Origin of the sequence: Methanosarcina sp. A14 (genome assembly GCF_001729375.1) — an archaeon.
Taxonomy (GTDB): domain Archaea; phylum Halobacteriota; class Methanosarcinia; order Methanosarcinales; family Methanosarcinaceae; genus Methanosarcina; species Methanosarcina barkeri.
The window spans coordinates 1-26,021 of sequence record NZ_LZPK01000022.1; the positions used below are offsets into that span (position 1 = coordinate 1).

Annotated in this window: 29 protein-coding genes and 1 pseudogene; 14 read left to right on the top strand and 16 right to left on the bottom strand. The window is 39.7% G+C overall.

Features of this window, described 5'->3' with window-relative positions:
* A pseudogene (locus A9239_RS01190) lies at positions 1 to 314 on the bottom strand (hypothetical protein); the annotation flags it as partial.
* A gap of 424 nt (positions 315 to 738) precedes the next feature.
* Between A9239_RS01190 and A9239_RS01195 the strand changes: the two are divergent.
* The 4 genes from A9239_RS01195 to A9239_RS20000 all read left to right on the top strand — a co-directional run bounded on the left by A9239_RS01195 (position 739) and on the right by A9239_RS20000 (position 2,434).
* The gene (locus A9239_RS01195) at positions 739 to 1,122 is read left to right on the top strand and encodes a DUF2178 domain-containing protein (protein ID WP_048156483.1); all 384 of its coding nucleotides are present in this window, start codon (positions 739 to 741) and stop codon (positions 1,120 to 1,122) included.
* Positions 1,123 to 1,212: 90 nt separating this feature from the next.
* A complete protein-coding gene (locus A9239_RS01200) occupies positions 1,213 to 1,437 on the top strand; it encodes a helix-turn-helix transcriptional regulator (RefSeq protein WP_048156486.1) in 225 nt (74 codons plus the stop codon).
* Between the two features lie 437 nt (positions 1,438 to 1,874).
* Entirely contained in the window at positions 1,875 to 2,054 is a 180-nt protein-coding gene (locus A9239_RS01205) for an MM0924 family protein (protein WP_048109441.1), read from the top strand.
* 203 nt (positions 2,055 to 2,257) lie between these two features.
* Positions 2,258 to 2,434: an MM0924 family protein gene (locus tag A9239_RS20000; protein WP_304440478.1), complete on the top strand. Its 177-nt coding sequence runs from the start codon at positions 2,258 to 2,260 to the stop codon at positions 2,432 to 2,434.
* 195 nt (positions 2,435 to 2,629) lie between these two features.
* On the opposite strand, the gene speB is transcribed toward A9239_RS20000, so the two are convergent.
* The 3 genes from speB to A9239_RS01225 form a co-directional block, all read right to left on the bottom strand.
* Complete coding sequence (speB, locus tag A9239_RS01215; protein WP_048156489.1) at positions 2,630 to 3,505, bottom strand: agmatinase; 876 nt, start codon at positions 3,503 to 3,505, stop codon at positions 2,630 to 2,632.
* 82 nt (positions 3,506 to 3,587) lie between these two features.
* Entirely contained in the window at positions 3,588 to 3,974 is a 387-nt protein-coding gene (locus A9239_RS01220) for a translation initiation factor IF-5A (RefSeq protein WP_048156492.1), read from the bottom strand.
* A gap of 545 nt (positions 3,975 to 4,519) precedes the next feature.
* Positions 4,520 to 6,295, bottom strand: a complete 1,776-nt coding sequence (locus tag A9239_RS01225) for an aldehyde ferredoxin oxidoreductase family protein (protein WP_048156495.1) — start codon at positions 6,293 to 6,295, stop codon at positions 4,520 to 4,522.
* 582 nt (positions 6,296 to 6,877) lie between these two features.
* Between A9239_RS01225 and A9239_RS20005 the strand changes: the two genes are divergently transcribed.
* The 6 genes from A9239_RS20005 to A9239_RS01250 all read left to right on the top strand — a co-directional run bounded on the left by A9239_RS20005 (position 6,878) and on the right by A9239_RS01250 (position 9,079).
* Complete coding sequence (locus tag A9239_RS20005) at positions 6,878 to 6,973, top strand: (Fe-S)-binding protein (RefSeq protein ID WP_080941598.1); 96 nt, start codon at positions 6,878 to 6,880, stop codon at positions 6,971 to 6,973.
* 120 nt (positions 6,974 to 7,093) lie between these two features.
* Positions 7,094 to 7,474 (top strand): DsrE/DsrF/TusD sulfur relay family protein, encoded by a 381-nt coding sequence (locus tag A9239_RS01230; RefSeq protein WP_052712940.1) that lies wholly within the window; start codon positions 7,094 to 7,096, stop codon positions 7,472 to 7,474.
* A 42-nt stretch (positions 7,475 to 7,516) separates the two neighbouring features.
* A complete protein-coding gene (locus tag A9239_RS01235; RefSeq protein WP_048123617.1) occupies positions 7,517 to 7,861 on the top strand; it encodes a DsrE family protein in 345 nt (114 codons plus the stop codon).
* A gap of 64 nt (positions 7,862 to 7,925) precedes the next feature.
* The gene (gene tusB / locus A9239_RS01240; protein ID WP_048122235.1) at positions 7,926 to 8,225 is read left to right on the top strand and encodes a sulfurtransferase complex subunit TusB; all 300 of its coding nucleotides are present in this window, start codon (positions 7,926 to 7,928) and stop codon (positions 8,223 to 8,225) included.
* Positions 8,226 to 8,379: 154 nt separating this feature from the next.
* Positions 8,380 to 8,664, top strand: coding sequence for a hypothetical protein (locus tag A9239_RS01245; RefSeq protein WP_048156498.1), 285 nt, complete (start codon positions 8,380 to 8,382; stop codon positions 8,662 to 8,664).
* Positions 8,665 to 8,776: 112 nt separating this feature from the next.
* A complete protein-coding gene (locus A9239_RS01250; RefSeq protein ID WP_230629021.1) occupies positions 8,777 to 9,079 on the top strand; it encodes a helix-turn-helix transcriptional regulator in 303 nt (100 codons plus the stop codon).
* Between the two features lie 88 nt (positions 9,080 to 9,167).
* On the opposite strand, the gene A9239_RS01255 is transcribed toward A9239_RS01250, so the two are convergent.
* The 3 genes from A9239_RS01255 to A9239_RS01265 are packed head-to-tail and all read right to left on the bottom strand — an operon-like array spanning position 9,168 to position 11,927.
* On the bottom strand, positions 9,168 to 9,884 hold the full coding sequence (locus A9239_RS01255) for a polysaccharide deacetylase family protein (RefSeq protein ID WP_048122241.1): 717 nt from the start codon (positions 9,882 to 9,884) through the stop codon (positions 9,168 to 9,170).
* Positions 9,859 to 10,989, bottom strand: a complete 1,131-nt coding sequence (locus A9239_RS01260; protein WP_048122243.1) for a glycosyltransferase family 4 protein — start codon at positions 10,987 to 10,989, stop codon at positions 9,859 to 9,861. The genes A9239_RS01255 and A9239_RS01260 overlap by 26 nt, the downstream gene beginning before the upstream one ends.
* Positions 10,965 to 11,927, bottom strand: coding sequence for a YbhN family protein (locus A9239_RS01265; protein ID WP_048122245.1), 963 nt, complete (start codon positions 11,925 to 11,927; stop codon positions 10,965 to 10,967). The genes A9239_RS01260 and A9239_RS01265 overlap by 25 nt, the downstream gene beginning before the upstream one ends.
* Before the next feature lie 567 nt (positions 11,928 to 12,494).
* Between A9239_RS01265 and A9239_RS01275 the strand changes: the two genes are divergently transcribed.
* From A9239_RS01275 to A9239_RS01290, 4 genes are all read left to right on the top strand, one after another.
* Positions 12,495 to 12,932, top strand: a complete 438-nt coding sequence (locus A9239_RS01275; RefSeq protein ID WP_048156501.1) for an NUDIX domain-containing protein — start codon at positions 12,495 to 12,497, stop codon at positions 12,930 to 12,932.
* Between the two features lie 563 nt (positions 12,933 to 13,495).
* Complete coding sequence (locus tag A9239_RS01280; RefSeq protein WP_141706328.1) at positions 13,496 to 13,825, top strand: transposase; 330 nt, start codon at positions 13,496 to 13,498, stop codon at positions 13,823 to 13,825.
* Positions 13,826 to 13,983: 158 nt separating this feature from the next.
* Positions 13,984 to 14,271 carry a transposase gene (locus A9239_RS01285; RefSeq protein ID WP_052712942.1) on the top strand — a complete coding sequence of 96 codons (288 nt, stop codon included), beginning with the start codon at positions 13,984 to 13,986 and terminating at the stop codon, positions 14,269 to 14,271.
* Between the two features lie 268 nt (positions 14,272 to 14,539).
* Positions 14,540 to 16,297, top strand: coding sequence for a PGF-pre-PGF domain-containing protein (locus A9239_RS01290; RefSeq protein ID WP_052712943.1), 1,758 nt, complete (start codon positions 14,540 to 14,542; stop codon positions 16,295 to 16,297).
* Between the two features lie 621 nt (positions 16,298 to 16,918).
* On the opposite strand, the gene A9239_RS01295 is transcribed toward A9239_RS01290, so the two are convergent.
* The 9 genes from A9239_RS01295 to atwA form a co-directional block, all read right to left on the bottom strand.
* The gene (locus A9239_RS01295; protein ID WP_230629023.1) at positions 16,919 to 17,572 is read right to left on the bottom strand and encodes a matrixin family metalloprotease; all 654 of its coding nucleotides are present in this window, start codon (positions 17,570 to 17,572) and stop codon (positions 16,919 to 16,921) included.
* Between the two features lie 462 nt (positions 17,573 to 18,034).
* Complete coding sequence (locus A9239_RS01300; RefSeq protein ID WP_048122253.1) at positions 18,035 to 18,502, bottom strand: carboxymuconolactone decarboxylase family protein; 468 nt, start codon at positions 18,500 to 18,502, stop codon at positions 18,035 to 18,037.
* A gap of 142 nt (positions 18,503 to 18,644) precedes the next feature.
* Positions 18,645 to 19,577: a methanogenesis marker 7 protein gene (locus A9239_RS01305; protein WP_048122255.1), complete on the bottom strand. Its 933-nt coding sequence runs from the start codon at positions 19,575 to 19,577 to the stop codon at positions 18,645 to 18,647.
* A gap of 1 nt (position 19,578) precedes the next feature.
* Positions 19,579 to 20,178 carry a methanogenesis marker 17 protein gene (locus A9239_RS01310; protein WP_048122256.1) on the bottom strand — a complete coding sequence of 200 codons (600 nt, stop codon included), beginning with the start codon at positions 20,176 to 20,178 and terminating at the stop codon, positions 19,579 to 19,581.
* A 7-nt stretch (positions 20,179 to 20,185) separates the two neighbouring features.
* Positions 20,186 to 21,433 (bottom strand): methanogenesis marker 15 protein, encoded by a 1,248-nt coding sequence (locus tag A9239_RS01315; protein WP_048122258.1) that lies wholly within the window; start codon positions 21,431 to 21,433, stop codon positions 20,186 to 20,188.
* Entirely contained in the window at positions 21,430 to 21,942 is a 513-nt protein-coding gene (locus tag A9239_RS01320; RefSeq protein ID WP_203225623.1) for a methanogenesis marker 5 protein, read from the bottom strand. Before A9239_RS01320 ends, A9239_RS01315 begins: the two co-directional genes overlap by 4 nt.
* Positions 21,939 to 22,382, bottom strand: coding sequence for a methanogenesis marker 6 protein (locus A9239_RS01325; protein ID WP_048156504.1), 444 nt, complete (start codon positions 22,380 to 22,382; stop codon positions 21,939 to 21,941). The genes A9239_RS01320 and A9239_RS01325 overlap by 4 nt, the downstream gene beginning before the upstream one ends.
* A gap of 280 nt (positions 22,383 to 22,662) precedes the next feature.
* On the bottom strand, positions 22,663 to 24,219 hold the full coding sequence (locus tag A9239_RS01330; RefSeq protein WP_048122261.1) for a methanogenesis marker 3 protein: 1,557 nt from the start codon (positions 24,217 to 24,219) through the stop codon (positions 22,663 to 22,665).
* A gap of 40 nt (positions 24,220 to 24,259) precedes the next feature.
* The gene (gene atwA, locus A9239_RS01335) at positions 24,260 to 25,873 is read right to left on the bottom strand and encodes a methyl coenzyme M reductase system, component A2 (RefSeq protein ID WP_048122263.1); all 1,614 of its coding nucleotides are present in this window, start codon (positions 25,871 to 25,873) and stop codon (positions 24,260 to 24,262) included.
* Positions 25,874 to 26,021: the final 148 nt, after the last annotated feature.

The following is a 26,021-nucleotide window of genomic DNA, read 5'->3' on the forward strand; positions in this document are numbered from 1 at the left end:
TTATCACCAGAAGCTACATAGGCATAATTGCCGGAAATTTTTACTCCAGATATTAAGTTTTTTGTCATAATCCTACCTACTGAAACAGGTGAAGAAGGATTAGCAATATCCAGTATCACAAGATCCTGTCCTTGCCCAATGTAAGCGTAATTGCCAATGACATCAACGGCATCTATAAACCCTCCGAAATGCCCCACAGGTTTCACTTTACCTTTAGGAACAGATGCTGCCCCAGCAATTGTTACTGCAATTGTTACCAAAAAAGCAACAAATACAAATGGATAAATTATTTTTTCTTTATTCCCATAAATCATACTCCTTTTCCCCAAATGATTGTCCAGATGTACAAAGATGTAGGATTTATTTCCCAATTTGTCCGTTATTATCCGTTCAAGACAGGATGCGCTTTTAAGTTGATGCACTATTGAGAAATGAGTCGTATTTTTGCATACATATATGGAAGTTAATTTTTAGACATTTTTAACTTCTTTTTAATTATCCTATAATTTCTATTTACTTTGTATTAAAATTTTGTTTTTCTAATTTCCCTTCTATCAACCTTTATCTATGTACTCAGAATAGCCTTTCGACAACTTAATATAATGTAATGAGATATATACAATATGTAAAGTTTGCATTACATATTGTAATTAAACATAGACATTTATACGTGTACATATACATGAGTATACTGAGAGAATTCGGCTTTCATTGAAAACCCTTATGGAGGTTCTGTAAATGAAACATAAGCAGTTCAAAATAATCACCTTTCTTACTACAATGGTTATGGCAGCTGTAATTAGCTTTTCAATTTTAATAGGAAATCCTGCACTTGCCGTAGCTTCCTTCTTTGGAGGCATAGCTGTTATGTACCTCTCAAAACGCAGACTGGAAGATATTGTAGAAGATGAGAGAATTCGTCAGATAAGTCAAAAAGCCTCAGGAATTACATTCCAGTTCATAATTCTTAGTTTTGCCATCGGGGGTGCAGTCCTTATAGCAATGAAGGATACTTATCCGAAATATACGGATTTTGGTTTTTTCATGTCATATGCAGCTTGTACGGGTCTTGTACTCTACTCTATCTTTTATATGTATTTTAATATGAAATCAGGAGGCTAAGTTGAAGGTTAGAGTTTACAGGTTTCCAGATTACTGGAGTATCTCATCAGACATCCGTTTACACTCGCTTGTGAAGAGATGGAGTTTTCAATGAAAAATAATATGAAAGTTTACAGGGCAATGCAAGATCTTACTCAGGAAAACCTGGCTGAAAAAGTAGGAGTTACAAGGCAAACCATAAACGCAATTGAAAAAGGTAAATATGATCCCTCGCTTGAACTTGCATTCAAGCTTGCCAGGCTTTTTGGCGTCCGTATTGAGGAAATTTTCCTCTATGAAGACCGTGAAGTCAGAAGTTCAGAAAGAAAAGGTTGATTTATTTAATTCTGAGATAAGAATTTACTAATTTAAAATTGAGAAATTTTAAAAAAATATTTTTTAGATAGTTCTAAGTTTAATTTTTTTCATTGAAAGCTGATTTATGAGATATTTCCAGATAAACCTAACTTTCCTGAATTCTCTGAACAAGTAAACCCGGAGAAAAGAAAGCCATATAACTAATTTATATTTCCACGAAAACGAGAACTGAGAGCTATTCAGGCTCTCTAGCAAGTAAGCTGATTTTCCTTTCAAAGATTAACAGTAGTGCACTCCAAAAAACAATTTTAGTTTTTAAATATATTTATAAGAAATGAAAAGATAGTTACAATTAATGGACGTCTGCAGATGTACAGACCGTCAGCTTTTGTTATCAGAGAAACTAACAGGTAAATAAACAAGTTGTAAAGAAAATAAGCAGGAGAAAAGAATCTATGATGCAATCATTTATAGTAGAACACTATCTCAATAAGGATGTGGATGTTTATTGCGGTGGACCTGATGTTTTCAAGGGAAATGTAGAAGCCTGTGCCGATAATGTTCTGACGCTCAATAGCGAAGGAAAACTCACCCATATAGCTATTGATAAAATAATAGCCCTCTGGGGCCAATAAGTTCAAAGTTCCAAATTCCGATATTTCTGTACTATAGAGGACAATTATATAGAACAAATGAATTAAGGAAAGATTTTAAGAATTTTCTTCTAAATCTGACTAAAACTGGAAAGCTGAACTAGTGCCCTGGTTTTTGGGAATAAAGGTCACTCAAATTGGCGGCCTGGATTTTGATATATGAGAAAATGTTGAGGTGCAAAGAAGTGCAATCTTTTATAGTAGAACATCTTCTAGGCGAAGTCGTAGATATTTACTGCGGGGGTCCTGATGTATTTAACGGTAAAGTGGAAGCCTGCGCAGACAACGTGCTCACTCTCGAGCATAACGAAAAGTACACGCACATAGCAATTGACAAGATAATAGCCATTTGGCGTACTTAACTAACGTAAACCTCGTTGAATAAAAAGGGTTCTGGACGCATCAAATCTGGATATACTGAGCCCTGGAGTAATGAGTCCTGAGATATTGAACTCTGGATGTAATGAGTCCTGAGATATTGAACTCTGGGAAAGTTCCGAAGTTTTTAATGCTTCGCCTTTTCCAGCAGTTTAGCTAAAACTTTCTGTTTTCTTAGCTTATGCTTTCCTGCAACTTTTTGCATGGGAAGCAATAAATTCTCTCATCAATTTTGCCCCAAGCATGGCGGTTTGCCCGGAATCGTATTCAGGAGCGATTTCTACAACATCAAAAGCCATTGAGAAAGGAGCAAGTGTCCTTATTGCAGTCCTTACATCTCGCGCACTCAGGCCAAAGGGTTCAGGCGTGCCGAGACCAGGAGCATAAGCCGGGTCTATTGCATCCATATCAAGGGAAAGATAGATCTGACTGCAGTCAAGCCACTCGAGGGCTTCTTTAAGAATCTCTACCATGCCTGTGGATTCCACATCATCAGCTGTGTAATACTTCAGGTTATTTTCCCTGGCAAAAACCCATTCTTCTTCCGGACCACTTCTTATACCTATGGAAACAAGATTCTTAGTGACCTCACTGAGGATATTTCGGGACACACAGGCGTGGTTATGCTTAAAGCCCCTGTACTCTTCCCTGAGGTCAAAATGGGCATCCAGGACAAGGACCCCGAAATCTTCTCCTGCAAGTTCGGCGCAGGCTTTCACCATAGCGAAAGTCAGCGAATGCTCCCCTCCAAGCATAATGGGAAGCTTTCCATCATTCAGGAGGTCTTTTGTAGCTTCGTAAAGGCTCTGCAGAGTCTCGTCAACCAAAGCGGAAGTTTCCAGATTCCCGGCATCATAGATCGGAAGATCGACAAGGTCTATGTCGAAAGTCGGGTTGTAACTCTCAAAATTCGCAGAAGCCTGCCGCATAGCGTCAGGAGCCCAGCGGCTGCCTGCCCTGTAAGAAGAGGTATTATCAAAAGGCACGCCGAAGATAACATAACGTGCAGATTCATAGTCTGCAAGAGCGTCTATAAAGGAATTGGGTAAAAACATAATTTAGCCTGATATGAAATTATTTGCTTAAAAAAAGAACGACTCAGGTTCTTAACCTGAGTTTCACTTTAGTGTAGGAAGTTTATGTCCGTATATCGAGCTTGACCTTACTAAGAGCTGTAATGTAAGAAATCTCTTCGCCCTCTTTGACCTTCTCCTTGTATTCATCAGGAACTACGATCTCAAAGGTTGAGAAGTCTCCCATGTCCATAAGCTGGGCAATGTCGCCGGTAATCGAGAGTACCTGTGCTGTCTTTCTTTCCACAATCGGGACGTATACTTTGGTTGCAACTGAGCCTATGAAGGAGCGCTTCTGGCCGTCAAAAAGTCCGATAGCCTCTACTCTTGCCTTTGCAGCCCCGTGTTTTCCCGGTTTGGACTTGGTAATACTTTTTATGACACATGCTTCGTCATCAATGATTACATATTTCCCTTCTTTGAGTTCCTTAACTTCTACCTGCTGTTTCATAATGATTCTCCCATACGTTTTTATATGTTTATAAATAAGCTGTAAACGCCATTCCGGATTTGCCAGAAACTTTCCACGGCTCCGGTAAAGTAGTATAAGAAGGCTTTTCTAATTTTTAAGCCTGACTCTTATTTTACCAATACATTACTTAAGATCTGCATAGAAAAACTGGAAAATATTCCGAGCTTGGAGTGCCTGCAGAGCTAATCTACAGATCGAGAACTAATACGATTAATTTATCCTTGACTATATAACGCTTGTGCGAGATTTTACGTCTTTTGACTGGATTCCTGAGAAAACTGCCTGAAATCTCCGAAAAAATCCGGAAAAATCCAGATTAAAGGAATACTGGATTAAAGGAAATATTGGATTAAAGGTAATATTAGGTTTCAAAGAGAAAATCCTTTACTCAATAAGAGTTATTATTCTCTTGAAGCATACAGTGTAGTAAATTTGCCTGGAAATTCCCTTTTTTCTTTTACAGGTGGTTCCGGACTCCGTTCCGCAATTCTTACGCCATCCACACTGTCTTTCCGACTTTCGTCTTAAAAGCTGCTCCCAAGTTCCTTTAACTTTTTCGATCCGGGAACTCCTTCTTCATTCCATCCGCGGTAATGGTAATATTCCTGAAGTGCAGCTTCGAATTCCTGCCTGGGAAGTCCGTACCCTTCGTTTTCACCCTTGTTTTCAAACAGCCTTTCAGGAAGGGTATCGTCTTTTCGGGCAAATCCTGCATTAAGGTTATACGTTCTCTCCAGATTATAGATTCTTTCTCCGATTTTCAGGAGCTCCGCAGGTGATATTTCCATACCTGCACCCGAAAGCAAAAGAGCAGAACCTAGCTCTTCGTTAAGGGCAAAACCTGAGAAGGGGCAGAATACAAAAGAGTCCAGAACTGCAGTCAGGTTTTCAAATACCTGGAGGATACCTGCTTTTCCTTTAAGGCTCAGACGATTAAGACTTACAGGTCTTCCAAGTACCTCGGGTCCAACCATGAAAGCAGTCAAATAGTCTCCCCCATGGGTGGAAGTAGCATAAGCCAGGGCCTGTCCCTTTATCCCTCGCGGATCAAAACCTCCGAGTTCGAGCCCCTTTACATCCATGCTCAGGTCTTTTCTCCCAAGGCCTGATAAGTATCTCCTGGCTCCATTTCCTAGTTTGCCTCCTTCCCCGATTTCAAAGAGCCTGGATTCCAGTTCATTAGCCTTGATTATTCCTTCTTTGAGTTCTGCATATGCCCCGAGCACGGAACCTGCCGAGATAGGATCAAGCCCGTAATCCTTGCATATCCTGTCAGCCTTAAGCACGGAAGTGATATCAGGGTTTTCAAGGTTAAACCCGAAGGCCCAGAAGGAATCGTAATCAGGCAAAATCTGTCCTTCAGGTAAAATCGGCCCTTCAGGCAAAATCTGCCCTGCATTTTTAAACATCTGCCCTGCTCCTTTAATTCTTTTTTTACAACCCAGAGGACAGCCAGGACAACTCTCATTTTCAAGCTTGAAAGTGGATTTGATACACTCTCCTGAAAGTAAATCTGCAAAAAGAGTCTTTTTTCCGGTAAAGTTCCTGCTAGGAATGAGATTCATATAATCCAGCAGTTTTACAAGCACAGAAGTGCCGTAATTTGCAAGGCCTTTAGAAAGCACGGGACTTGCATCAAAGAGCTTCGATAGTTTTACCTCAAGTTCCCTGAATCTCTCAGGAGCAGAAGGTGAAAGTTCCTTTTCTCCTTTTACAACCACGGCTTTGAACATTTTTGAGCCGGCAACCGCACCCAGACCTCCTCTCCCGCTATGTATGGAATCAACAACAAAAGAGGAAATAAGAACCTGTTTTTCTCCTGCCCTACCAATACAGGCCACACTGCCTTTGTCTTCAAGGGCTTCGGTACATTCTCTGATATTCATTCCCCAGAGATGTTCTGCGGGCACAATTTCAATATTTCCGGTCTCTATTTTTACATACGAAGGCCTTTTTGCCTTTCCGATAACAATCAGAGCATCGATTTCAGCTTTCTTCAGTTCACTTCCGAAGCCCCCAGTCATGTTCCAGCTAAATATCGTGCCTGTTAAAGGCGATTTTGATGTGAGGACCGCACCTGAAGCCATCGGAGCAAGGCCAGAAAGAGGCCCAGAGGTGAATATTAAGGGATTTTCCGGACTAAGAGGGTTAATATTCGCGTCTGCAAGTTCGGAAAGCAGTTTTACCCCCAACCCTCGGCCACCAAGGTATTTCCGAATTAAGTTCTCATCGGTCCTGACTGTATTTACAGATTCAGAACCAAGGTCTACATATACTGTTTTTCCTTTCAAGCCCGCCATATTAATTCCTCTATTTCTTTTCCCGCTCCATTTTACTTCTGTTTTTACTCCTGCTTCTTAATTATGTTTTTACTCCTGCTTCTTAATTATGTTTTTACTCCTGCTTCTTAATTATGTTTTTACTTCTGCTTTTTAATTATGTTTTTACTTCTGTTTCTTAATTATGTTCTTACCTATGGATAGATAACCATGGACAAGACCATAATAGTTAACATTAGCGTTTTTATTCAATAATCAAAGGATAAGAACTGTGACCTTAATGGCAACTAATCCCATAAACGCCGTAGATATACAAAATAAAATTACCAAATAAATCAAAAAAGAGTATCTTCTTCAAATTGTATGAGTAAAAGTAAATTTCATGTATTTGCTGAAAATTTAAGAATTTAACCAAGCGTAAGAAACAACTTCAAACGATGCATTTAACTCAATAACTGTATGATAAAATTGTTGCACATTTTTCGAATTGGAAAATCCTCCATTAAATTTGAAGAGAATACCGAAAATTTAAAAAACACTATCAATGAAACTATTAAATAAGGAATAGTTCTGCCTCCCAGAGGAAATGTCAGGGTAGAACTTATGGGCATATATAAACACCTGCCCCAGACCAACTGTCGAGACTGCGGTGAACAGAGCTGCTACATCTTTGCCATAAGGCTACGGCAGGACAGGTAAGTTTAGATCAGTGTACGCAACTTAAAGAGTCAGGTTATGAAACCAACCTCGAAAGGCTACAGTTTCTGGCTGGCGTACATTTGAGTCACAATCTGATGTATCAATCAGTTGGAGGAAGCTTTGAAAACACTAACAATAGTACTCACTGATGGTCCTTACATCTCTGAGTACGCTGAGATCGCCTACAAACTCGCCAGGGCTGCACTTAAACAATATAAAGTAAACATATTTCTGTACCTGGATGCAGTGCACATCCCAAAAAAGAGCCAGGACCCATCCTTCTTTACCAATGCAGGACAACTGTTTTCCGGACTTGCGGAAAAAGGGGTCGTTATTCGAGCCTGTGCGCGATGCGCCAGTGCAAGAGGCTACATTCCAGAAGAGGAGATTATACAGGGAAGTAACTGCAGAGATTATCTCCCTGGAATAAGAATTACTAGCCTTTATGAGCTGTCGGAAATGTTAAATAAAAGTGACAGAGTAATTTCACTTTCAAGATAAGGTTTTATTGATAAAATCCAATTTTTGGGAGGTTCGGATCTTATGAGATCAGTTTTTTATCTGCTGGATACAGCACCATACGGCAGTGAAAAAGCTTTTGGAGCATTGAATGCAGCTGCAGTAAGCCTTAGGAAGATGGATGTGACTCTCGGTCTTTATGGCGATGGAGTTTATCTTGCGGTTGCAGGGCAAGACAGCAGAAAGCTTGGATTACCAAACCTTGCAGATATTCTTTATGCATACGGGGAGTTGAGAGTGCTTGTGCATGAACCCTCGCTGATGGAAAGGTACCTTTTCGGAGAAACTTTGATAGAAACCCTAGAACTGACCGACGAAGAAGATTTTTTTGAAGTAATGAAAAGCTCGGATGGTGTGATCTCGTTTTAATAATGGCTGAATACTACTTAATGGCTGAATACTACTGCTGATCATGGATTTATCGGATGATAATATGAAACAAGAACAATCGGATGTGTTCCTGCTGACAAAGCCTCCCTTCAGCCAGAAATCGGAGTTATGTCTTAAACTGGCTGCCTGTTCTGAGAAAGCCAGAATCTACCTTGCAGGAGATGGAGTCTATCACCTGCTTACCGGGATAGAAGAACAACAAGAGTTCAAAATTTACGCATGTAAAGAAGACCTGGAAGCCAGAGCTATGAGGGCAGGAGATAAAGTGACAGTCTTGGATGACTTTTACACCGATTTTATAGAGGATATAATGGAGCATTGCAGGCATGAATATACATTTTAAAATTTTAAGTGTTGTAATTTGAGAATTATATTTTTTGATTTGTGGTAAAAAGTGCCAGATCTTTTTTGCCATATTTTACTTTGCCAAATTTACTTTCATAATTGCAACCGCTCCTTTAAGTTATTGGAAATAAAGCTGAACCGGATTGATTTTTATGGTTGAGAGTATCCCGAAAGAGATAATAAAAGAACTGCAATCAGTATGCCAGTTGCATGAGGAAGCTGTCTGCAATCACGATAAATGCAGGGAATTTAGTGAGAGTTTATCAGGAATATTGGTCCGGCTTGAAGATCTAAAATTCTACCGGATGGCTGACAGACTGATGAGTATTCTCCTGAACTGCAAGCCAAAGGAGGCCTCTCACTGTGAAAAAGCTAACCTCGTTGGAGAAATGATGAAAGAAATAACAAAAGAAGCTAAGAGAGCGGCAGGAAAATGAAATCTGAAGCTTTCTTATTTTATAGCTTGTTTAAAGGTAACCCGGATCAAGTGTTTGATTTTATTATTCAGCTTTAGAAAAATATATATTCTTATATTCAATGTTTATTGATATGAGTGATGAAGAAAACATCCAGCTTTTCAAGGCACTGAGCGAAGATACAAGGTACAGAATTATCAAGGCTCTTCTTGATGCTGAGTGCAAATGCAAAGAGAATAAATGCAGTGACTGCAAAGGAGAACTATGCGCCTGCGAGATCCCGGAACTCATTGATAGAACTCAGTCAAATACCTCAATGCACCTTGCAAAATTGCAGGACTGGGGAATAATTAAAGTGAGAAAAGAAGGGAAGATGAGGCTCTATTCCATAGAAAACGATAAAATCAGGAAACTTCTGAAAGTTCTTGAAAAATAATTTTGTGCAAGTATTTCAATTAAAACTCAATAGGCAACATTGGCACCTTCTCACAAGGAAAAAGGGTTTATTTACTCTTTTCAGGCAGTTATTCATATTTTTCAAGTTTTGCTCTTTCTTGCAGAGTTAAAAAACCGTAATCTTGAGCTTTTAAGGTACGGATCAAAACTTTAAGGTTGTTTAGGGCTTTTTCTCCAGTATTGAACTTGCAATCCAGGCGTATAGATGTGTTTGACATATCCACGAATTCCCAGGGATGGACAAAGATTACAGGGGATTCCCAGCGTTTGAGTAGCGGGATAAAAAATTCTGGAGGCAGCCTTATAAATGAAGAAGTAATCGTCGCTGGAATCCTTATTATTTTGCCTTCAACTTTGCTCCGGGAAAAAGGAGGCTTATATGCTGCAATGGATGAGTCGTACCTAAAACCCTCATCTTCCAGAAGTCCAAGATAATTTTTCGGGAACTGCAGGTTCGGGGCCCTGAAAGAAACCAGCTTCCTTTCAAACTGCCTCAAAACTCCTCCAGCCTGCTTGAGAGCAGTTCTGGCTTCTTCTTTATCCATGCGGTCAAAACGCGTATGAGTATATCCATGGCATCCAAGTTCATGTCCTTCTTCCGGGATTCTATGTATAATGTCAGGATATTGCTTAGCCATCATCCCGGTAACAAAAAATGTTGCTTTTATCCTTTCTTTTTTGAAAAGATCCAGTAACTCAGGCAGTCCTTCTTCCATGCCTCTCGTACTTGTAAGCATCGGGGGACAGTCTTCTTCCACATCAACAGTTATTGTGATATTTTTCATAAATGACACTTGTATATACTTTGCTTGTCTGTTCACAGATCCGGTTCCAGTCATAATTTGAAAGCCCTCTTAAAGCTTCCCTGGAAAAGGAAGTTCGCAGGGCCGGTTTTTCTATAAGATTCTCAAGATATTCTGAAAATTCGGTAATGCTGTCTGCAAGATAGCCGTTCACACCGTTATTTACAATATCCGAAACCCCACTGTTATTCATTGCTACAACAGGAACCTCTTTTGACATTGCCTCCAGAATCGAAATTCCAAAAGCCTCATTAATCGAGGGAAGAGCAAATATATCTGCCTGTTCCAGATATCCCAGCACTTTTTCCCTGGGTACTTCCCCTGTAAAGTAGAAATTTCCGGATAAACCTGACTCCTCCACCGTGCTTTCAAGCTTTTCCCTTAGTGGGCCGTCTCCTATCATTACAAACAGCAAATTTTTATGCTTTTCCAGAAGTGAAGGGGCTAAATCTACAATGTTTTGAACACCCTTTTTCTTTGTCATGCGTGCAACCGTGGCAATTACGAGTTTTCCTTTAGTATTAACAGGGAAGGAGACTTTGATGATTTTATCTTCAGAATCTACCCCATTGAAAATCCGGTATATTGGTTTTTTTGTCATCAGCTTTGAGTCTTTTTCAACTGCCGAACTAACTGCAATTACAGCATCAGTATTTTTTAGAAGCAATTTGCCTGCAAGATATAAAAGCGAACTATATGGCGTATCTCCTACCAGGGAATGATTGGTGACTACTACGGGAATTCCGAGTTTTCTGGAAATAATAAGAGCAATCATACCGATGGGTGAATCAAGCCCATGACAATTGACAATATCATAATTCCCGTTTTTTAAAAGGTTGAAGAGTTCTTTATATGCACCTGGCATGAGAAATCGCCTCTGTCCGGGTAAAGGTTTACCTTTAACTCTTATTACTGATACTCCATCCCTTCTACTGTACTCAGGAACACCTGGGTAGCTCCTTGTAATAACGCTTACCTCATATCCATGCTTGCTCAGGGTTTTAGCAAGGGTGTGCATTGAATACTCGATTCCTCCTACCTTTGGAAAATACCAATCACTGATCATTGCAATTTTATGTTTTTCCATATCTCAGATCCTCCGTAATAAAACAGGTAAAGGAATCCTATCAGACTGCTCAGTCCAAAAGAGATAAAACGTTCCAGAAAAACGAAACTTCCTGAAGAAGCAAGCGATAACCCAAAATATAGAAGCAGGGAAATCAATCCTCCTTCAACGATTCCAAGCCCTCCAGGAGTTATTGGCAGGAGTCCGAGCAGGAGATACAAGATTGAAACTGATGCGATAATATGCAGAGAAAGATTAAGATTTAGAGCCAGGGCGATCAGTTGAAGTCGTACTATATCCAGAATCCAGACCCCAGAAGATAATAGGAGAGCAGGAATAAAAGATTTATGAAGTTTTTTCCAGTTTTGCTTTATATCTTTAAGAAGGACAGTAAATCTTTCCCGGAAAATCCATATGAGTATTCCAGTTGCAAGGGAGGCAAGGAGAAACAGATAAGTTGAATTTAATGTCAGGATATTTTTCAGAGGCAGGAATTTAATATCTAGAGAAGGAACGAAATATAGCACGTAGAATAAGAGCAGGATAATGGGAATCGCTTCAACGAGCCTTTCAAAGAGGATCGTTATGAAAGCATCGGTATAACTTATCCCAAAGCGTTTGTTAACCCATAACATCCGCAGGGGTTCACCTCCTGTCCGGTTCGCTGGAGTTAGATTATTCACAAAAATTGCTCCGAAAAGAATGGGAAGAAGATCTGTGGCTTTAAGATTGTGGCCAATGGAGGAGAGTACCTGCTGCCAGCGGACTGCAAATAAGTACACACTCAACAGGTAAACTAAGAACGCCAAAATAACATATCGAATCCGTGTTTCAGCGAGCATTTTCAAGCTCTCTCCAAGAACAGATACAATCTCTGTCCAGTAGGCATGGACCAGAAATACTCCAACTGTAAGTAGTAAGAGAATTACAATGGCTTTCTTCAATATTCCCTGATTCAAAAATACACCTTCATAGGGATTCAGAGTGGAATTTCTGTGTATATTTTTTATAATTAAAATCTGTTCCTATCCGGATTTTCCATTCATTGAGATTGATCAAACTCTGGACCTTGTACTTCTCCAGATTGAAAAAGGCATATTTAAAATATTCTTTTTTACGTATCAAAGACCACATCTCTACATGCCCGAAGCCATAACTCATTAAAAGGTATTTCTTATCTTCTACCTGGTCCCATTCTTATTTTTAGATTCTTTTTATATAATACCTGTCATCATCGTTTTTTCCAGATTTAACTTTAGATTTATAGTTTCAAATTGAAACCTAACATTTCTAATATAGTTTTCTATTACTATTTTCCTGAATTTATTCTTTTATCAAATTTCTTTTGTTTATGTTTATACTGTTCGTAGTCTCACAAAGTATCGTCTCCAATCCTGACGAAAAAGTAGTAAGAATTTCTTTCATGGTGGATTTTTCTTTTAAAAATCTGTATTTGAAAAAAGCTATATCCTGAAGATCTTAAAAGAGCCAGCCTTTAAGACAGAGAAATCTCACATATATATTGTATGAATCTGGAGAAACCTTACATCGTTTCTGTTTATGCCGCTCTACGGAACGAGAAAGGCGAATTCCTGCTTCTCAAGCGGTCGGAAAATTTTCACAGCAATCCGGGGAAATGGGATCTGCCGGGTGGAAAGCTGAGCCGTGGAGAACTTCTTAAAGATGCAGTTGTTCGGGAGGTCTGGGAGGAAACCGGGATTTCAATTGTGCTCGGAGAGATTGCAGGATATGCTACCTTTGAGCTTCCGGACAAAAAAGTAATTGCCATAATATATGATGGAGGATATGTCATTGCTGATGTAAAGTTGAGCTATGAACATGTGGAACATGCATGGAGCTCTCTTGAGGATATTCTGGAAATGAATGATCTTCCCGCTCATTTTAAAGAGTTCTTTAAAAGATTCACTGCAGAAAATAAGGAACTCCCAGAGCTGCCTATTTAAACTCTATCCGAAAAGTGATTACCTGCTGAGCCTGTCACAAAACCAATTTTTATTTTCATGATTTATAAGAGTTCTAGAATTGCTTTCTTGGCCAGAATCTCAATTGGCGATTTTAAAAATGAGTTTCAAAAAAGTAGATATTGAGTTTTTGAATCAGCTCTTTAAGTAAAAATTCGAAAGAAAAATTAGTGACTTACACTAAGGCCATTTGTAAGCTGATAATAAAGAACTTTTAATGCGTCTTCGGTTAAGTAAGAAATCGTGACAATTGCGTCAATGTTCTCAACATTTGTTAAATATTTTAATAAATTATGAGCTGGAACAGGGTATCGATTTCATGCAAACAGGCCAAAATTTAAGGCCAACTTCTAATGCAAAATCGATAGCTGTCAGGCAAGAAAACTCCTTAACCGATGACCAATGAAGAACTTTTTATATATTTTAAGTATATTTTTAATACCGAGCCTATCCCAAAAGTAATATTATATTGAAATTATAAATTTACCGATTATATTGGAATTATAATTTACCGTTATGTCATTCTATTAAATCGATGACGTTCTATGGAACTCCATAGAACTTTATCTTCCTCCGCAGAAACCGAATACAGGAAGGCTTCGTGCAAATTGAGGAAGTTAATGAACGGTATTTTGTACGTTGTTATGTCCGGTTGTACATGGAAAAACGTTCCCAGAAGATATGGATCTAAGTCAACAGTTCATAGATTTCATCCATATCTGTTTGAACATAGTATATATCAGAAGATTTTCAATGAACTTTTAAACAAAGGTTATGATTTGGATAAGATAGATATTTCCCATTGCTTTACTGATACAAAGGATATTCCTGCCAAAAAATGGGAAAAACCAATTAAAATGGATACAAAAAAGTAAAAAAGGTAAGATTAAGCGTTTTAATAGACATAAAAGGTTTCCCTCTCTTGATTATTATTTTTCCTGCAAATAAGAATGACTCAACTCTATATATTCATACGCTTAAAAATTTCAAGATAAAAAGACCCGCATGAAGGCCTGCAAACAGGCCTTCCAAAGTGACAGCTGATGCAATTTATGATACAGATAAAATTAGAAAATATAATCGGAGAGAAGGAATAAAGTCCAATATACCAGTGAACAAAAGAAATCAGAAGAAAAAGAAGAGAGGAAGACCAATAAAGGTAGATCAGGAAGAATACAAAAAGAAAAGTGAAATAGAGAGGTTTTTCAGCGGGATAAAGTCATGTAAAAAAGTATTTCCAAGATATGAAATCAAAGAAGCATCATATTTAGGAGTTATAATATTAGCAGTAATAATTAGATTACATGAAGTTTTGGGATAGTCTCACAATCTATAATTACAATTTCAAGAATTATTTTCATAGTTATTACTTTATCTGGGTTGTTTTCAATAAATTACGGATTAACTGAACTTCTTTTTAGAGATATACTCTTGAAATAATTCTATTCAAAAAAGTAAGCTTATATTTAAGAACAAATTTTTCGGTCATTGTCTGGTAAACAGCTAACAAAAATGAATAGGACTTATGCAACTAAAGTAAGGAATTGTAGAATTTACATCTTAGTTGGTTTGTCCTAAGGAGTCCTTATATGAAAAAATCTTTTTCATCTATGATTTTATTAGTTACACTATTCTTGCAAGTAACTTTAGCTATTATACCATCAATTGGAGTGGTTTCAGCTGTAGGCAATGTCACATCTTCAGACAATGTCACAATTAATGACTTTACATGTAATATTACTCATGGGACTGTTCCTTTTGAGTCCAGGCTAAATGGTAACGTTACCGGTCAAGTTACCAGATGGAAATGGGAATTCTATAATCCTCAAATTGACCACTGGTCTTACAGCGCTGGAAACGGGAACTTTGTAACTACTTCTCATGAATTTGGAAGAGTTGGCGCTTATGGAGTCTTTAATGTTACTTTAATTGTAGTTGGGTCTAATGGAAGTGATTCACTTAAAAAGATAGATTATGTGGTAGGAAATAAAAACACTACAGGTCTACCAACTGCTAATTTCTCTGCATCTTCTACTTCTGGATATGCACCATTGAATGTAACATTTACCGACAACAGTAAAAATGCAACTACAACTTTATGGTATTTTGGACTGACAAATACTTCAAAAGAAAAGAACCCAACATATACTTTCACTTCTCCCGGGACTTATAGAGTTGTTTTAGAAGTGAGCAATGGAAGAGGTTGGGATGCGACAGCTCAAGAAATAACTGTTCAGGGACAACAGAAAGTTCTTCCTGAAGCAGGCTTTGACGCCGATACTTTCAATGGTCTCGATGTGCAGTTTGTAGACACCTCACAAAATGCAAATGGATGGAACTGGGATTTTGGAGACGGAACTAATTCAACCGAGCAGAATCCGACACACATATATTCACAAGCAGGAAACTATACTGTCAATCTAATAGTAAACAATGAAAACGGAACAAGCTTAGCAAACAAAACAATAAATGTAGAAGAAGTAAGTAGCTCAAGTGATGAAAGCGATAGTGGGGACAGCAGCAATGGAGATAGCGTGGGAACTGTTACTGTATCAGATAGCAGCGATAGTAGCAGCAGTGGCAGCAGTGGCAGTGGCAACAGTGGCAGTAGTAGCAGTGGCAGCAGTAGCAGTGGTAGCAGTGGTAGCAGTGGGGGTACTGGGGGCTCGCCCGAACCTCAAAGCAATGTTGCAACTAAAGAACTTTCACAGACATCTATTACATACGGAAACTCTGTAAATTTCAATTTCCCACAAAATGCCACTCCTGTCACTAATATAAATTTTGATTCAAAAAAGACTGTTGGCAAAACTACAGCTATAGTTGAGATGCTAAAAAATCAGTCCACTCTGGTTTCAGAACCACCTTCTGATGAAGTATATAAATTCGTAAACATCTGGGTAGGAAACAGTGGATTTGCAACTTCCGATAATATTGAAAATGCAACAGTATATTTCAAGATTGAAAAATCCTGGTTACAAGATAAAAATATAGACAAGTCTTCCGTTACCTTCAAGAGGTACAATGATTCAAAATGGAATCCTTTACAAACCACTCTTGCAGGAGAAGACAATGAGTACCTGTATTTCATAGCTGAAACCCCAGGATTATCTTCTCCTTTTGCAATAACTGGCAAGACCGCATCAAACGCAGCTATGAACGAAACAAAATATGGAACTCAATCTGGATCTAATAGTAGTCTTGAAAACAATGCAAGTAATGCAACAAATGTTAAACAGACACAAAGTCCAACTACTTCTGAAAATGAAGACAAAAAATCTCCAGGTTTTGAATCAGTTTTTGGGATCGTTAGTTTGCTTGTTGTGTTTTTGTATAAAAGAAAGTAAGAATATGTAATTAAGAAAGAATATATGATGAGGATTCAATATCCTCATCTAAGTCTTTTACATACGTCTTCGGTTAAGTGAAGACTTGTGATAAATTGCGTCAATTTTAAAATATTTATTAAATATTTTAATAGTTTATGGGCTGGAATATTTATGGGCTGGAATAGAGTGTCGATTTCATGTAAACCTGCCAAAATTTAAGGCCGGCTTCTAATGCAAAATCGATAGTTTTCAGGTAAGAAAATTCCTTAACCTATGACCAATGAAGTCTTTTATAGCTCCATTTTTAGTTGCGAGGATGCTAACAACTATTCGTTATTTTCAGGGCCAAACCATGATTCGGAACCGGAAATATTGGGAACTACTGTGAATATGTCAGGTTAGTTGAAATAGACTTAAAAATATGGATAAATGAAAAAAGGTATCTTCTTCAAATCATATGGGTAAAAGTAAATTTCATGTATTAATAGTAAACTTAAAAATTTAATAAATATAATGCGAAAAAAAGGATTATTATAAAAATATTTTTTGTAAACTTATCCAAAATCAATTTTGATTTTTAGGATAGGGGTTCAATAGGGTTTCAACTTGGATTTACTCTGAGGTACTTTAAATAAATTTTCACTTGAAATACTTATCCTCAAGTTTTTTCCTTTTTTTCCTGCTGCGCTGCCAGCTTACCCCGAGGGACAGGAGAACTACAAGAGCCACAAGAGCTGCCACCTGCAGTATAGGCCCGTACTTGCTCATGAGTAGAGGGTTTAGATCTTCTCTTTGCTCGTATTCAGGATACATGATATCCCTTCTGTTGCTGCTGTGACCCAGGCCCAGAGCGTGCCCGAATTCATGCTTTGCAATAGAAAGCATTGTTGTATCCCCATACTGGCGCCAGGCTTTTCCCTGATAGTTGCCTACTTCAAGCACTATATCGACTCTTACAAATCGACCATCAGATACCGTGGGACTTGCATAGCCAGCAACACCCGGAGGAGCCCCTTCAACTTTCTCCAGATTCTCGACCCATTTTATTCTGATATCAGCTTCTTTCGAATCCACAAGTTTGAAAACAGGCGTAAACTCAAGGTTTCCGTTTCCTCCCTCCTCCCAATATTCCATAGCCTTTTCTATTTGTGTGTAATAGGTCGTGCTGTAGTGTTCGGGAACATTGCTGTCATCAATATATACAGTAATAGGGGAGTGATCCCATGGATAATCCAGAATTTTTTCCGGATTCGTTCCAGATGCAGCTGAGACAGTGGGTAAAATAAGTACCATCAGTAACAGCATAAAAAAGAATCTAACTTTGTACATATAGTCTCGATTTATATAAATCGGCCTACCAAATAAATATTATTAACCCTGAAGACCCAACGTAAAAGTATCGATCTCCTGTATACATCCCATACATCCCGCATATACTCCAACACTTATCACAAATGTTCGCATAAAATTCGGTGCAAAAGGGCGAGTCTGTATAGGTTGGATGATTATTGATTGAGGACTTCCTGGGATTAGCTTTTGGTCAGGTGTGGTCAGGGAATTAATTTTTCAAAATTAAATGAGATCCTCATGAACTGAATTTATAAGATCACAAAACGAATTTTTATAGTGAATTTTTATAGTGAATTTTTATAGTGAATTTTTATAGTGAATTATTATAGTGAATTTTTACAACGAATTTCTACAGTGAATTTCTACAGTGTTTATAATGGATTTATTACCTACTGAATTATCTATTTACTTAAAAGTGGCTTTGGAGATATTACATATCTCACAGTTCGAGTCACAGCAGTATTCTTCTTCATTTCCTTCATCCGGAAATTCGGATGTAAGAGCTCTTGTGCTTTCAGCTAGTACTGCAGCATTGGAGAGAGATGCTCCTATCATAATTGCATAAAAGATTCTTTCTTTGCTAACTCCTTTCCGTTTTGCGACTCTAATATGCATTTTCAGGCAATGCTCGCAGCGAAGGGCAGAAGCTACACCTATCGCGATAAGTTCAACTGTCTCTGGGTCGAGGTTCTTGAATCCCCTCATGATAGAGTTTTCGTAAAGCGTTTTTGGGATGAAAATCTCCGGGAGATCTTTCATGAAGTTCATTATATATGGGACTTCACCATACTGATTCCGGACATCTTCAAGGAGTTCAGGAACAGCTTTCTCAGGGTCCTTTTTCAAAATTTCCACAATATCCTCAAGTTCCATACGAAACCACCAGCGTAGATTAACGTGGAAAAAAGATTCGGGCTCCGTTTTCTGTGGCAGGCTTTACAGTATAAAGGATAAGTGAAAAACACACACCCAGTAAAATGTAAAGCAAATAACTCTTAATGCAACAGAATCCGGGTCAAATTGCAAAACCAACGTCAGACTTAGATTTGATTTTTATCAATATATAATTTTTCATTTTTGATTTTGAAATATTTGCAAGTTCAGAAAGAGTAACCCCTTCATCAAATTCCAGTTTTTCAATTTTTTCGTGGAATTCATCATAGGGCAACTTGACTCTGAGCCCATTAAGCTGGAGGGTAAGTGGAGCAGGCGAAAGTACAGTTCGGATTTCCGGAACCTGGTTTTCAATCTCTTTCATAACTCTGGCAGGAAGCACTGAGAGAGGGTCTTTTGCCTGCTGTTTACGAATGTTATCAGCAATCTTTCCAACTCCTTCATTGAGTTTATCAAGGGCGCTAATCTCCTCGGCTTTTCTCAACCTGTGAGAAGTCCTCCCAATATCCCCTACGTAAAGATCTGCTCCGGAAACTTCCTCGGTCTTAAGATCAGGCCCGCCTGTAACCACAATCGGGATCTCTATGCCTTCAAAGAGCTTTGGCTTCTTGTTTATTATGCAGTCACTGAAAGACCCGAATGTGAAAACTGCAATATCGTGTTCGTTGATAAGCTTCCTTTCGTAGTCCATAGACAGGGATACCCTTCGCCCCATTCCTCTTGCAAGTCCTATCATGTTTGTATTGGCTCCGGGGTGACGGAGATACTCTGCTATGTCACAGGCTGAATGCGGAAGGTGATGAGAAGCAAGAGTCGGCGAAACAACTGCAATCTCAACTCCAGTCAGAGGAGCTTCTACCATAATTCCAAGCAGTTCGTCAGATTGCTTTTTCACTATTGGGATATCTTTTTCCGGAATAAGCATAATAAGGTTGACTTCAGTCCCTGTAACTACTTTCTGGATTATGTAACCTCCAAGGTCTTCCAGCAGCTCAATTAAAAGTCCATGCTTGTGGACGCCACCGGTATAAAGATAGGGTCGGAGTACAGCCATCTTACTTTTTCCCTCCTTTCGTCAGTTCTTCGAGCATTGCTCCTGCTTCTTCAATCCACTCATGTTTTAGTGCTTCTTCAGACGCCACGAAAATAAACTGGTTACCTTTATACAGGTGATACCGGACCCTGAAACCCTCTGGAGTGACACGGATTGCGAAATCAACAAGGTTTTCGTGAAGCCTGTGCCTTGGATCTGCAACCATCATATCTTTAAGAAAAGCCGCTTCTGCCCTTGGGTTATCCGTACTTATGGCCACAGTCCAGCGGTCAGGCTGGCTGATATTAGCTTTTCCATAGCGTTCCCAGAGTTTTCCCAGCAATTCTGGAATATACTGTTCTTTTTTGATCGAAATTATTATCTCACTGGCAATCGGTTTTACTTCCATGTCAGCAATATCAGTTGTTGTAACTCTGGTGCCCACATCCCTCAGGAGAATTGCCATCTGAAAAAGGGAATCCTCAGGTCTCAACACTACCTTAATTCTCCCTATTGCCGGGGCAAGCTTGAGACTTGAAAGATTGTCCTCGATAATCTTTCTATAAAATTCCTGCTCTGGAGAAATTGCAGACTCGACATCAAAGACTTCAAGCGGATCCATATTCTCCTCACTCCTCCACAAAGCCCGAAGCAAGCAAAGCTGCTCCTACTGCTCCTATCAGGTGTGAGTTCTCTGGCACAAGGACATCGATCTTTAGAAGTTCTCCAAGGGCTTTTGGTACTCCTGCAATTAAGGAAGATCCACCTACAAGAATAAGAGGCTCTTTAACATCCACTTCCTGCAACTGCTGCTCGTAGATCTGTTCTACCACACTATAGCAGGCTGCAGCAGCCACATCTTCAGGCGTGGCACCTCTTGCAAGGGAATTTACAAGGGATTGAGTTCCGAAAACTATGCAGTAGCTGTTCATAGATACATGTTCATGCATCCCTTTAACTGCCAGAGCTCCCAGTTCGGTGATATCTACACCAAGCCGCTTTGAGATCATTTCAAAGAAACGTCCAGAAGCACCTGCGCAAATCCCACCCATTGTAAACATTCCGGGAATTCCGTCCTGAACCGAGATCGCCTTGTTGTCCATACCGCCTATATCAATAACTGTTGCATTGCCCTTCTGCTTATCAGCAAGGTAGACGGCTCCTTTTGAGTTAACAGTGATTTCTTCCTGGACAAGCTGAGCTTTAAAATGAGTGCCTATAAGAAATCGTCCGTATCCGGTTGTACCCAGAGCCTGAATTTCTTCCCTGGAAACACCAGCCTCTTTCAGGGCAATAGAGTAAGCTTCTTCAGCACTTTCAAGGACTTTTGTTGTGGGCACCCAGCCCATACCTATTATTTTGTTGTCCCTCATTACCACGGCTTTCGTGGTTGTTGACCCGGAGTCTATTCCCGCGGTCAGCCCGGTCTGAACTTCCCTTGTAAGAAGGTGCCTGCGCCTGACAATTGTAGTAAGAGCTTCCAGGCGAGTAAGAAGTGTACCTGCACTGGTGCTTTCGGTAAAAGAATAGCTGATTACCGGAATATTGGAGTGCTCATGGATATATCTTCTAACCTCATTTCGTACAATAGCTCCTTCGGCACAGCGGAAACAGGTGGTAATGAAAACTCCGTCTGCATTGGTTATACCTTCAACAACAGCTTTTGCCCGGGCCATCATAAGCCTCAGGTCTCCACTCGCAACCTCAAGCCCGAAATCTCTGCCTATAGTATCTACGGATGAAACATCAATTTCAGGGTAAATAAATTTTGCATTCACTTTAGCTGCTGCTGCTTCAAACTCAGGCTGAACTCCGGCATACTCAGAACCACAGGATACAAGTGCAATCTTAACAAGTCCCGACTCTTCATCACTCATTTCTTGCCCTCCTTTTCTGACTGCTTTTCATTTTTTGCCTTATCATCTTCCTCAGACTTCTCCTTAGGCAATGACTCCAGAAATGTCGCGATTTTGTTTACAAAATCGCGGGCTTCGTCGTCGGATTCAGGATACTTTACCTCGAGTACGGGGACACCTTTTGAGCGGACCAGATACTTCGTCAGCTCATTTGTACGATTACAGCCCACACAACCAAAATCCGTGGGTGGGTTTTCAACTATAATTGCAGCTTCTGTCTGTTCTATAAGAGGGCCTATTAATGACATCCTTCCCCTTACTCCAGCCGGCACTTCAATTGCAGCATATTTAAGACCCAATTTAGGGTCTTCGGGAGTAATGTTTAGAGGAGGAGAATCAAGGCTGAGGCTTGTAACTTTTTCTCGGATCTGGCTCATCATGGTAAGGGGTTTGTGCCCAAAACGTTCAACCAGGTCAGCTAAAATAAGACTATTTATAGGGTAAATGAAAACCTTTGCCAAAAAACTCACCTCGCAAGCTCCTCTTCAATAACTTTTTTCAGGTCCGAAGTTTTAAGCCTGCATTTCTTTTTGCATTTTTCTGTTACACATTCCTTTGCTTCCAGTTCGTCAAGTGCAGCCCCTATAGCAGGAAGCATCTCCACTTCTTCCCTCAAAAAATGGAATCCCGGCCGCGGGCCTCCTCCCCTGCTTGCGCGGCAGCGCCTTTCATCTCCTGGAGGGAATCCCCTATCCTTTACAAAAATATGATTTTTATCCAGTTGCCGTATTTGTTCAACCAGGATCTGGACATCGTCTTTGGCTCCTGATACGATAAGTCCAAAACATGTCTCTTTTACCGTAACTGGAAACTCTGATTCATAGATCTTCATAGCTGCATCTGAAGGCAGCACTTTATCCGAACTGATTACAATGTACTTTGTAACCTCTTCTTTTTTCGTTTCCGTCATATTTCGTCTCTCCTTAGCCTTGGGAGACTTTAACTTTCGATAAATTAATGTGAATCCGCTCAATCATCTTGATTCATTAAAACGACCACGTTATAATGATCTGACTTATTCGTTAACAAGATTTAACCTGAATACCTGCAAGCTGAAAATCAGCTTGAGCCACTAACCGGATATTTATACGTTTACTTACTTATTACTGTGCTTATATATTACATATTTTATATATTATTGCGTACGCCTTAATAGTTATTCAATTGTATTATGTTTTATATTTTTAAGTTTACTTGCGTACAATTTCAGTTACGTATATCACATCTCCTTCTTTAACATCAAGGAGCTTTTCAGGATTTATTATCCGGCCGACAATATTAGTTGATGAAAATCGTTCTCCAGTAGGGCCAAAAAGTTCGTCGTCTCCAAGTCTTACTCCTATAGTCCCCATTCTCTTTGAAGCCTGATTTGTGATCCCTATTTCCCCTCCGTGTACTTTGTCCGCAGGAGTATTTTCTGGAAGGATTTCCTTATACTTCACAACTTCCTTTTCGGTTTTAAAAAGGTAGGCATCGTCATATATCATATAAACAGGCAGTTTCCCAACAGTTTTTGTTTTAAGTTCAAGACCGTGGCGGAAGAAATCAACAGATTTCGGGGCTTTTTCAGGGTAAAGCTCAATCTCAATCAGTTTATCTCTGGGTACTGCATACGCAGTCACCTTCGCTTCTCCAAGGATCTCCAGGGTTGTTGGCGGGTTCTGACTGACAATTACGGCACCTTCTCCGGTATATCCGTCTTTTACCAATTCAACCCCTATGGAAGAAAGTACAGGCTCGACTTCCTCAAAGCTATGTCCCAGAAGCACTATCTGGGGAGGAAGACTCTCAACCGAAAGCTTCTGTCCTTTTTCTGCAAGTTTAATGAGTTCGATACCTTTCATTACCTGCCCTACAACCGAATGAACAAGGCTTGAAGGACGATCTTCTCTTGAAATATATATTCTACCCAACCCATATCCGACTGTACGGACAGAAACTGCACCTTCTCGTCTTGGATCGAAATTTTCGTAAGGAGCAGATATTCCCTTCAGGTCATCATCTGAGATAAATGAGCTGGTAGTAACATCTATATTGAGAGTTCCTTCACGGGTAAGTGCATAGAAATGTTCTGCCCCTTTCGGAGCATTTCTGGAAAGCTCAACTTCAAAATAAGTAAATATACTGTTTCCATCTTCAAGCAGAATAGAAAGATCAGTTGTGCAGGTCTTTTCTGAGATTTGTTCCCATTCTATAATTGGTTCAATACCAAGAATTGTATCTTCTCTGGAAAGCCTGGACAAAATTTTCCTTCCGGTCACAACTTCTGCAAAGACTCCGTCTTCAGGAGTTCCATATTCTGCAGTATGTCTTTTAAGCGAAAAAATAAGATGAGTATTGTGAGGATCGAACCCCCCTGCTCCAAACACCACCTCAAACGCTTCAAAACTCCCTGCCTCACGCGAAGGTTTAATTTCGGCTTCAAAGGGCCCGAAAGCCAGAGCTTCAGGACTTGCCCAGTGAATAGATTTCCCTTCGTACTCTTTAAAATGCTCAGCCCATAATTTTCCTGAAGGCGATTCAGGATTTTTTATTTCTATCCTGAATTCTCCTCTGGGAGTATTGATAGCGTATTCGGTGACTATTTCTGTCTTTTCCTCAGCGACCTTTTTCATAATTCCGACCGCTGTACCGGCTATATAAGGGGCTCTGGAAACTTTAAGGGCATCTTCAAGGGTAGAGCCTGCAAGTAAGGTATATTGTTGCCCATTCACCTCTACGCTGATCTCATTACTCGTAATCGGCACCTCATTTAGTATTTTTCTATACTAAGAGGTGGCAGCATATTTATATCTCTTCTGCAGCTTGGGACCTTTCGTCTTCGGTGAGTTGAGAGAGTATAGTCTTCGGCTCACCTAAGTCTACAATTTTCCCGTTACGCATAAGTGCGACACGGTCACATATCTCGTTTACGAAGTCGATATCGTGAGAAACTACAACAAATGTTTCTCCTATCTCTTCTCTAGCTTTCAGGATAGAATTCGTCACCGATACCTTGGTAATCGGGTCCATAGTCCCTGTTGGTTCATCCATAATGACGATTCTCGGTTCCTTAATCAAAACCTGTGCAAGTGCAACCCTGTGCCGCTCCCCTTCACTCAGCTCATCGGTCATTTTGGGTAAAATAGCTTTTGCTTTGTTTTCATCAAAACCTGCAGCTTTGAGAGTAATTACAGCTTTTCTGACCCCGAGTTCAAAAGGTAGATCAAGACTAATAGACTCGGTAAGATTATCTATTACTGAGCTATGAGTGTAAAGGCCATACTCCTGGTGCAGGAACCCCATATATTTGGTTGCTCTTCCTTTATTTTCCACTCCCAGCTTTGTCATGTCAACCCATTCGTCTCCCACGCGAACCTCAACTTCTCCGGATGTGGGTGGTAATATTCCCATTAGGATTTTTGAGGTTGTAGTCTTGCCCGCTCCGCTCACTCCGACTAACCCGAAAATTTCTCCTTCCTTTACATCAAAAGAGATGCCGTCTACAGCTCTGACCACGCCTCTATCGACTGAAATATAACGCTTTGCGAGGTCTCTTACCCTTATAATAGGCTCCCCAACCATGACATTCTTTTCCTGCCTCACAATGGACACACTTTGCATAAAGACTGCAGAAACCTCTAGTGGATCTCCTTCCTTGACTACCTCTCCGTTTTCAAGCAGAATAGCTTTATTCGCCAGCTGTTCAATAACTTCAGGCCAGTGCGAAGTCAGAACCATGCTCATATTATAATTCTTGACCGCCCTCATCATAGCGTCATGCACCAGCTTTGCAGTCATGGGATCAAGGGTACCTGTGGGCTCGTCAGCTAACAGGAGCAAAGGATTTCTCACAAGCTGCCTTGCAAGCACAACCCTCTGTTTTTCTCCACCCGAAAGTTCTCTTGCAACATGCATCATGCGATGACTCAGGTTTACTTCTTCCAGCAGTTCGATTGCTTTTCTCATAGAGTCTTGTCCGGTATATCCGATTTCATTCAGGGAGTTTATGACGTTTACAAGAACTCTTTCGTCTCCGTAAAGTGCAAAGGTACGCTGAAGCATGATAGCTATGCGCTTTGTAATATCTTTCCTTATCGGATCATAAAGTGAAAGTTTTACAAAATCGGCTTCAAAAGCTTCCAGTCCTTCTCCACAGACCGGACACTTCTGACCTGTTTTACTGGGGCGCTCTATGTATCCGCATTTCGGGCAGCGAGATAGATGATAAATTACTTCACCTGAAATGTTCTCAAAAGACTCTGTGCCGCGCAGTACGTGCATCAGGATTGTTTTTCCGGACCCGCTTTTACCCAGAATTCCAACTATTTCCCCTTCATTGATACTTACATTTACGTTTTTCAGGGCTTTATGACCGTCGAAATCTACGGTTAAGTTTTTGACTTCAATAAATAATGGCATGGATTTTCCTCCGCAATTATGAGATGCAATACTTTCTGGTGGCTCTTGCCTGTCTGAGCATATCGCTCAAGAGTGAAAGGCAATTACTATAAATGAATAATACAATAATACAAGCAACAAATTTCACACACTTAACGAATTTCACACA

Coding starts and splice junctions, on each gene's coding strand:
- A9239_RS01195 (WP_048156483.1), top strand. CDS start 739: ATGAAACATAAGCAGTTCAAAATAATCACCTTTCTTACTACAATGGTT.
- A9239_RS01200 (WP_048156486.1), top strand. CDS start 1,213: ATGAAAAATAATATGAAAGTTTACAGGGCAATGCAAGATCTTACTCAG.
- A9239_RS01205 (WP_048109441.1), top strand. CDS start 1,875: ATGATGCAATCATTTATAGTAGAACACTATCTCAATAAGGATGTGGAT.
- speB (WP_048156489.1), bottom strand. CDS start 3,505: ATGTTTTTACCCAATTCCTTTATAGACGCTCTTGCAGACTATGAATCT.
- A9239_RS01220 (WP_048156492.1), bottom strand. CDS start 3,974: ATGAAACAGCAGGTAGAAGTTAAGGAACTCAAAGAAGGGAAATATGTA.
- A9239_RS01225 (WP_048156495.1), bottom strand. CDS start 6,295: ATGGCGGGCTTGAAAGGAAAAACAGTATATGTAGACCTTGGTTCTGAA.
- A9239_RS20005 (WP_080941598.1), top strand. CDS start 6,878: ATGGGCATATATAAACACCTGCCCCAGACCAACTGTCGAGACTGCGGT.
- A9239_RS01235 (WP_048123617.1), top strand. CDS start 7,517: ATGAGATCAGTTTTTTATCTGCTGGATACAGCACCATACGGCAGTGAA.
- tusB (WP_048122235.1), top strand. CDS start 7,926: ATGAAACAAGAACAATCGGATGTGTTCCTGCTGACAAAGCCTCCCTTC.
- A9239_RS01245 (WP_048156498.1), top strand. CDS start 8,380: ATGGTTGAGAGTATCCCGAAAGAGATAATAAAAGAACTGCAATCAGTA.
- A9239_RS01250 (WP_230629021.1), top strand. CDS start 8,777: ATGAGTGATGAAGAAAACATCCAGCTTTTCAAGGCACTGAGCGAAGAT.
- A9239_RS01255 (WP_048122241.1), bottom strand. CDS start 9,884: ATGAAAAATATCACAATAACTGTTGATGTGGAAGAAGACTGTCCCCCG.
- A9239_RS01260 (WP_048122243.1), bottom strand. CDS start 10,989: ATGGAAAAACATAAAATTGCAATGATCAGTGATTGGTATTTTCCAAAG.
- A9239_RS01275 (WP_048156501.1), top strand. CDS start 12,495: ATGAATCTGGAGAAACCTTACATCGTTTCTGTTTATGCCGCTCTACGG.
- A9239_RS01280 (WP_141706328.1), top strand. CDS start 13,496: ATGGAACTCCATAGAACTTTATCTTCCTCCGCAGAAACCGAATACAGG.
- A9239_RS01290 (WP_052712943.1), top strand. CDS start 14,540: ATGAAAAAATCTTTTTCATCTATGATTTTATTAGTTACACTATTCTTG.
- A9239_RS01295 (WP_230629023.1), bottom strand. CDS start 17,572: ATGGTACTTATTTTACCCACTGTCTCAGCTGCATCTGGAACGAATCCG.
- A9239_RS01300 (WP_048122253.1), bottom strand. CDS start 18,502: ATGGAACTTGAGGATATTGTGGAAATTTTGAAAAAGGACCCTGAGAAA.
- A9239_RS01305 (WP_048122255.1), bottom strand. CDS start 19,577: ATGGCTGTACTCCGACCCTATCTTTATACCGGTGGCGTCCACAAGCAT.
- A9239_RS01310 (WP_048122256.1), bottom strand. CDS start 20,178: ATGGATCCGCTTGAAGTCTTTGATGTCGAGTCTGCAATTTCTCCAGAG.
- A9239_RS01315 (WP_048122258.1), bottom strand. CDS start 21,433: ATGAGTGATGAAGAGTCGGGACTTGTTAAGATTGCACTTGTATCCTGT.
- A9239_RS01325 (WP_048156504.1), bottom strand. CDS start 22,382: ATGACGGAAACGAAAAAAGAAGAGGTTACAAAGTACATTGTAATCAGT.
- atwA (WP_048122263.1), bottom strand. CDS start 25,873: ATGCCATTATTTATTGAAGTCAAAAACTTAACCGTAGATTTCGACGGT.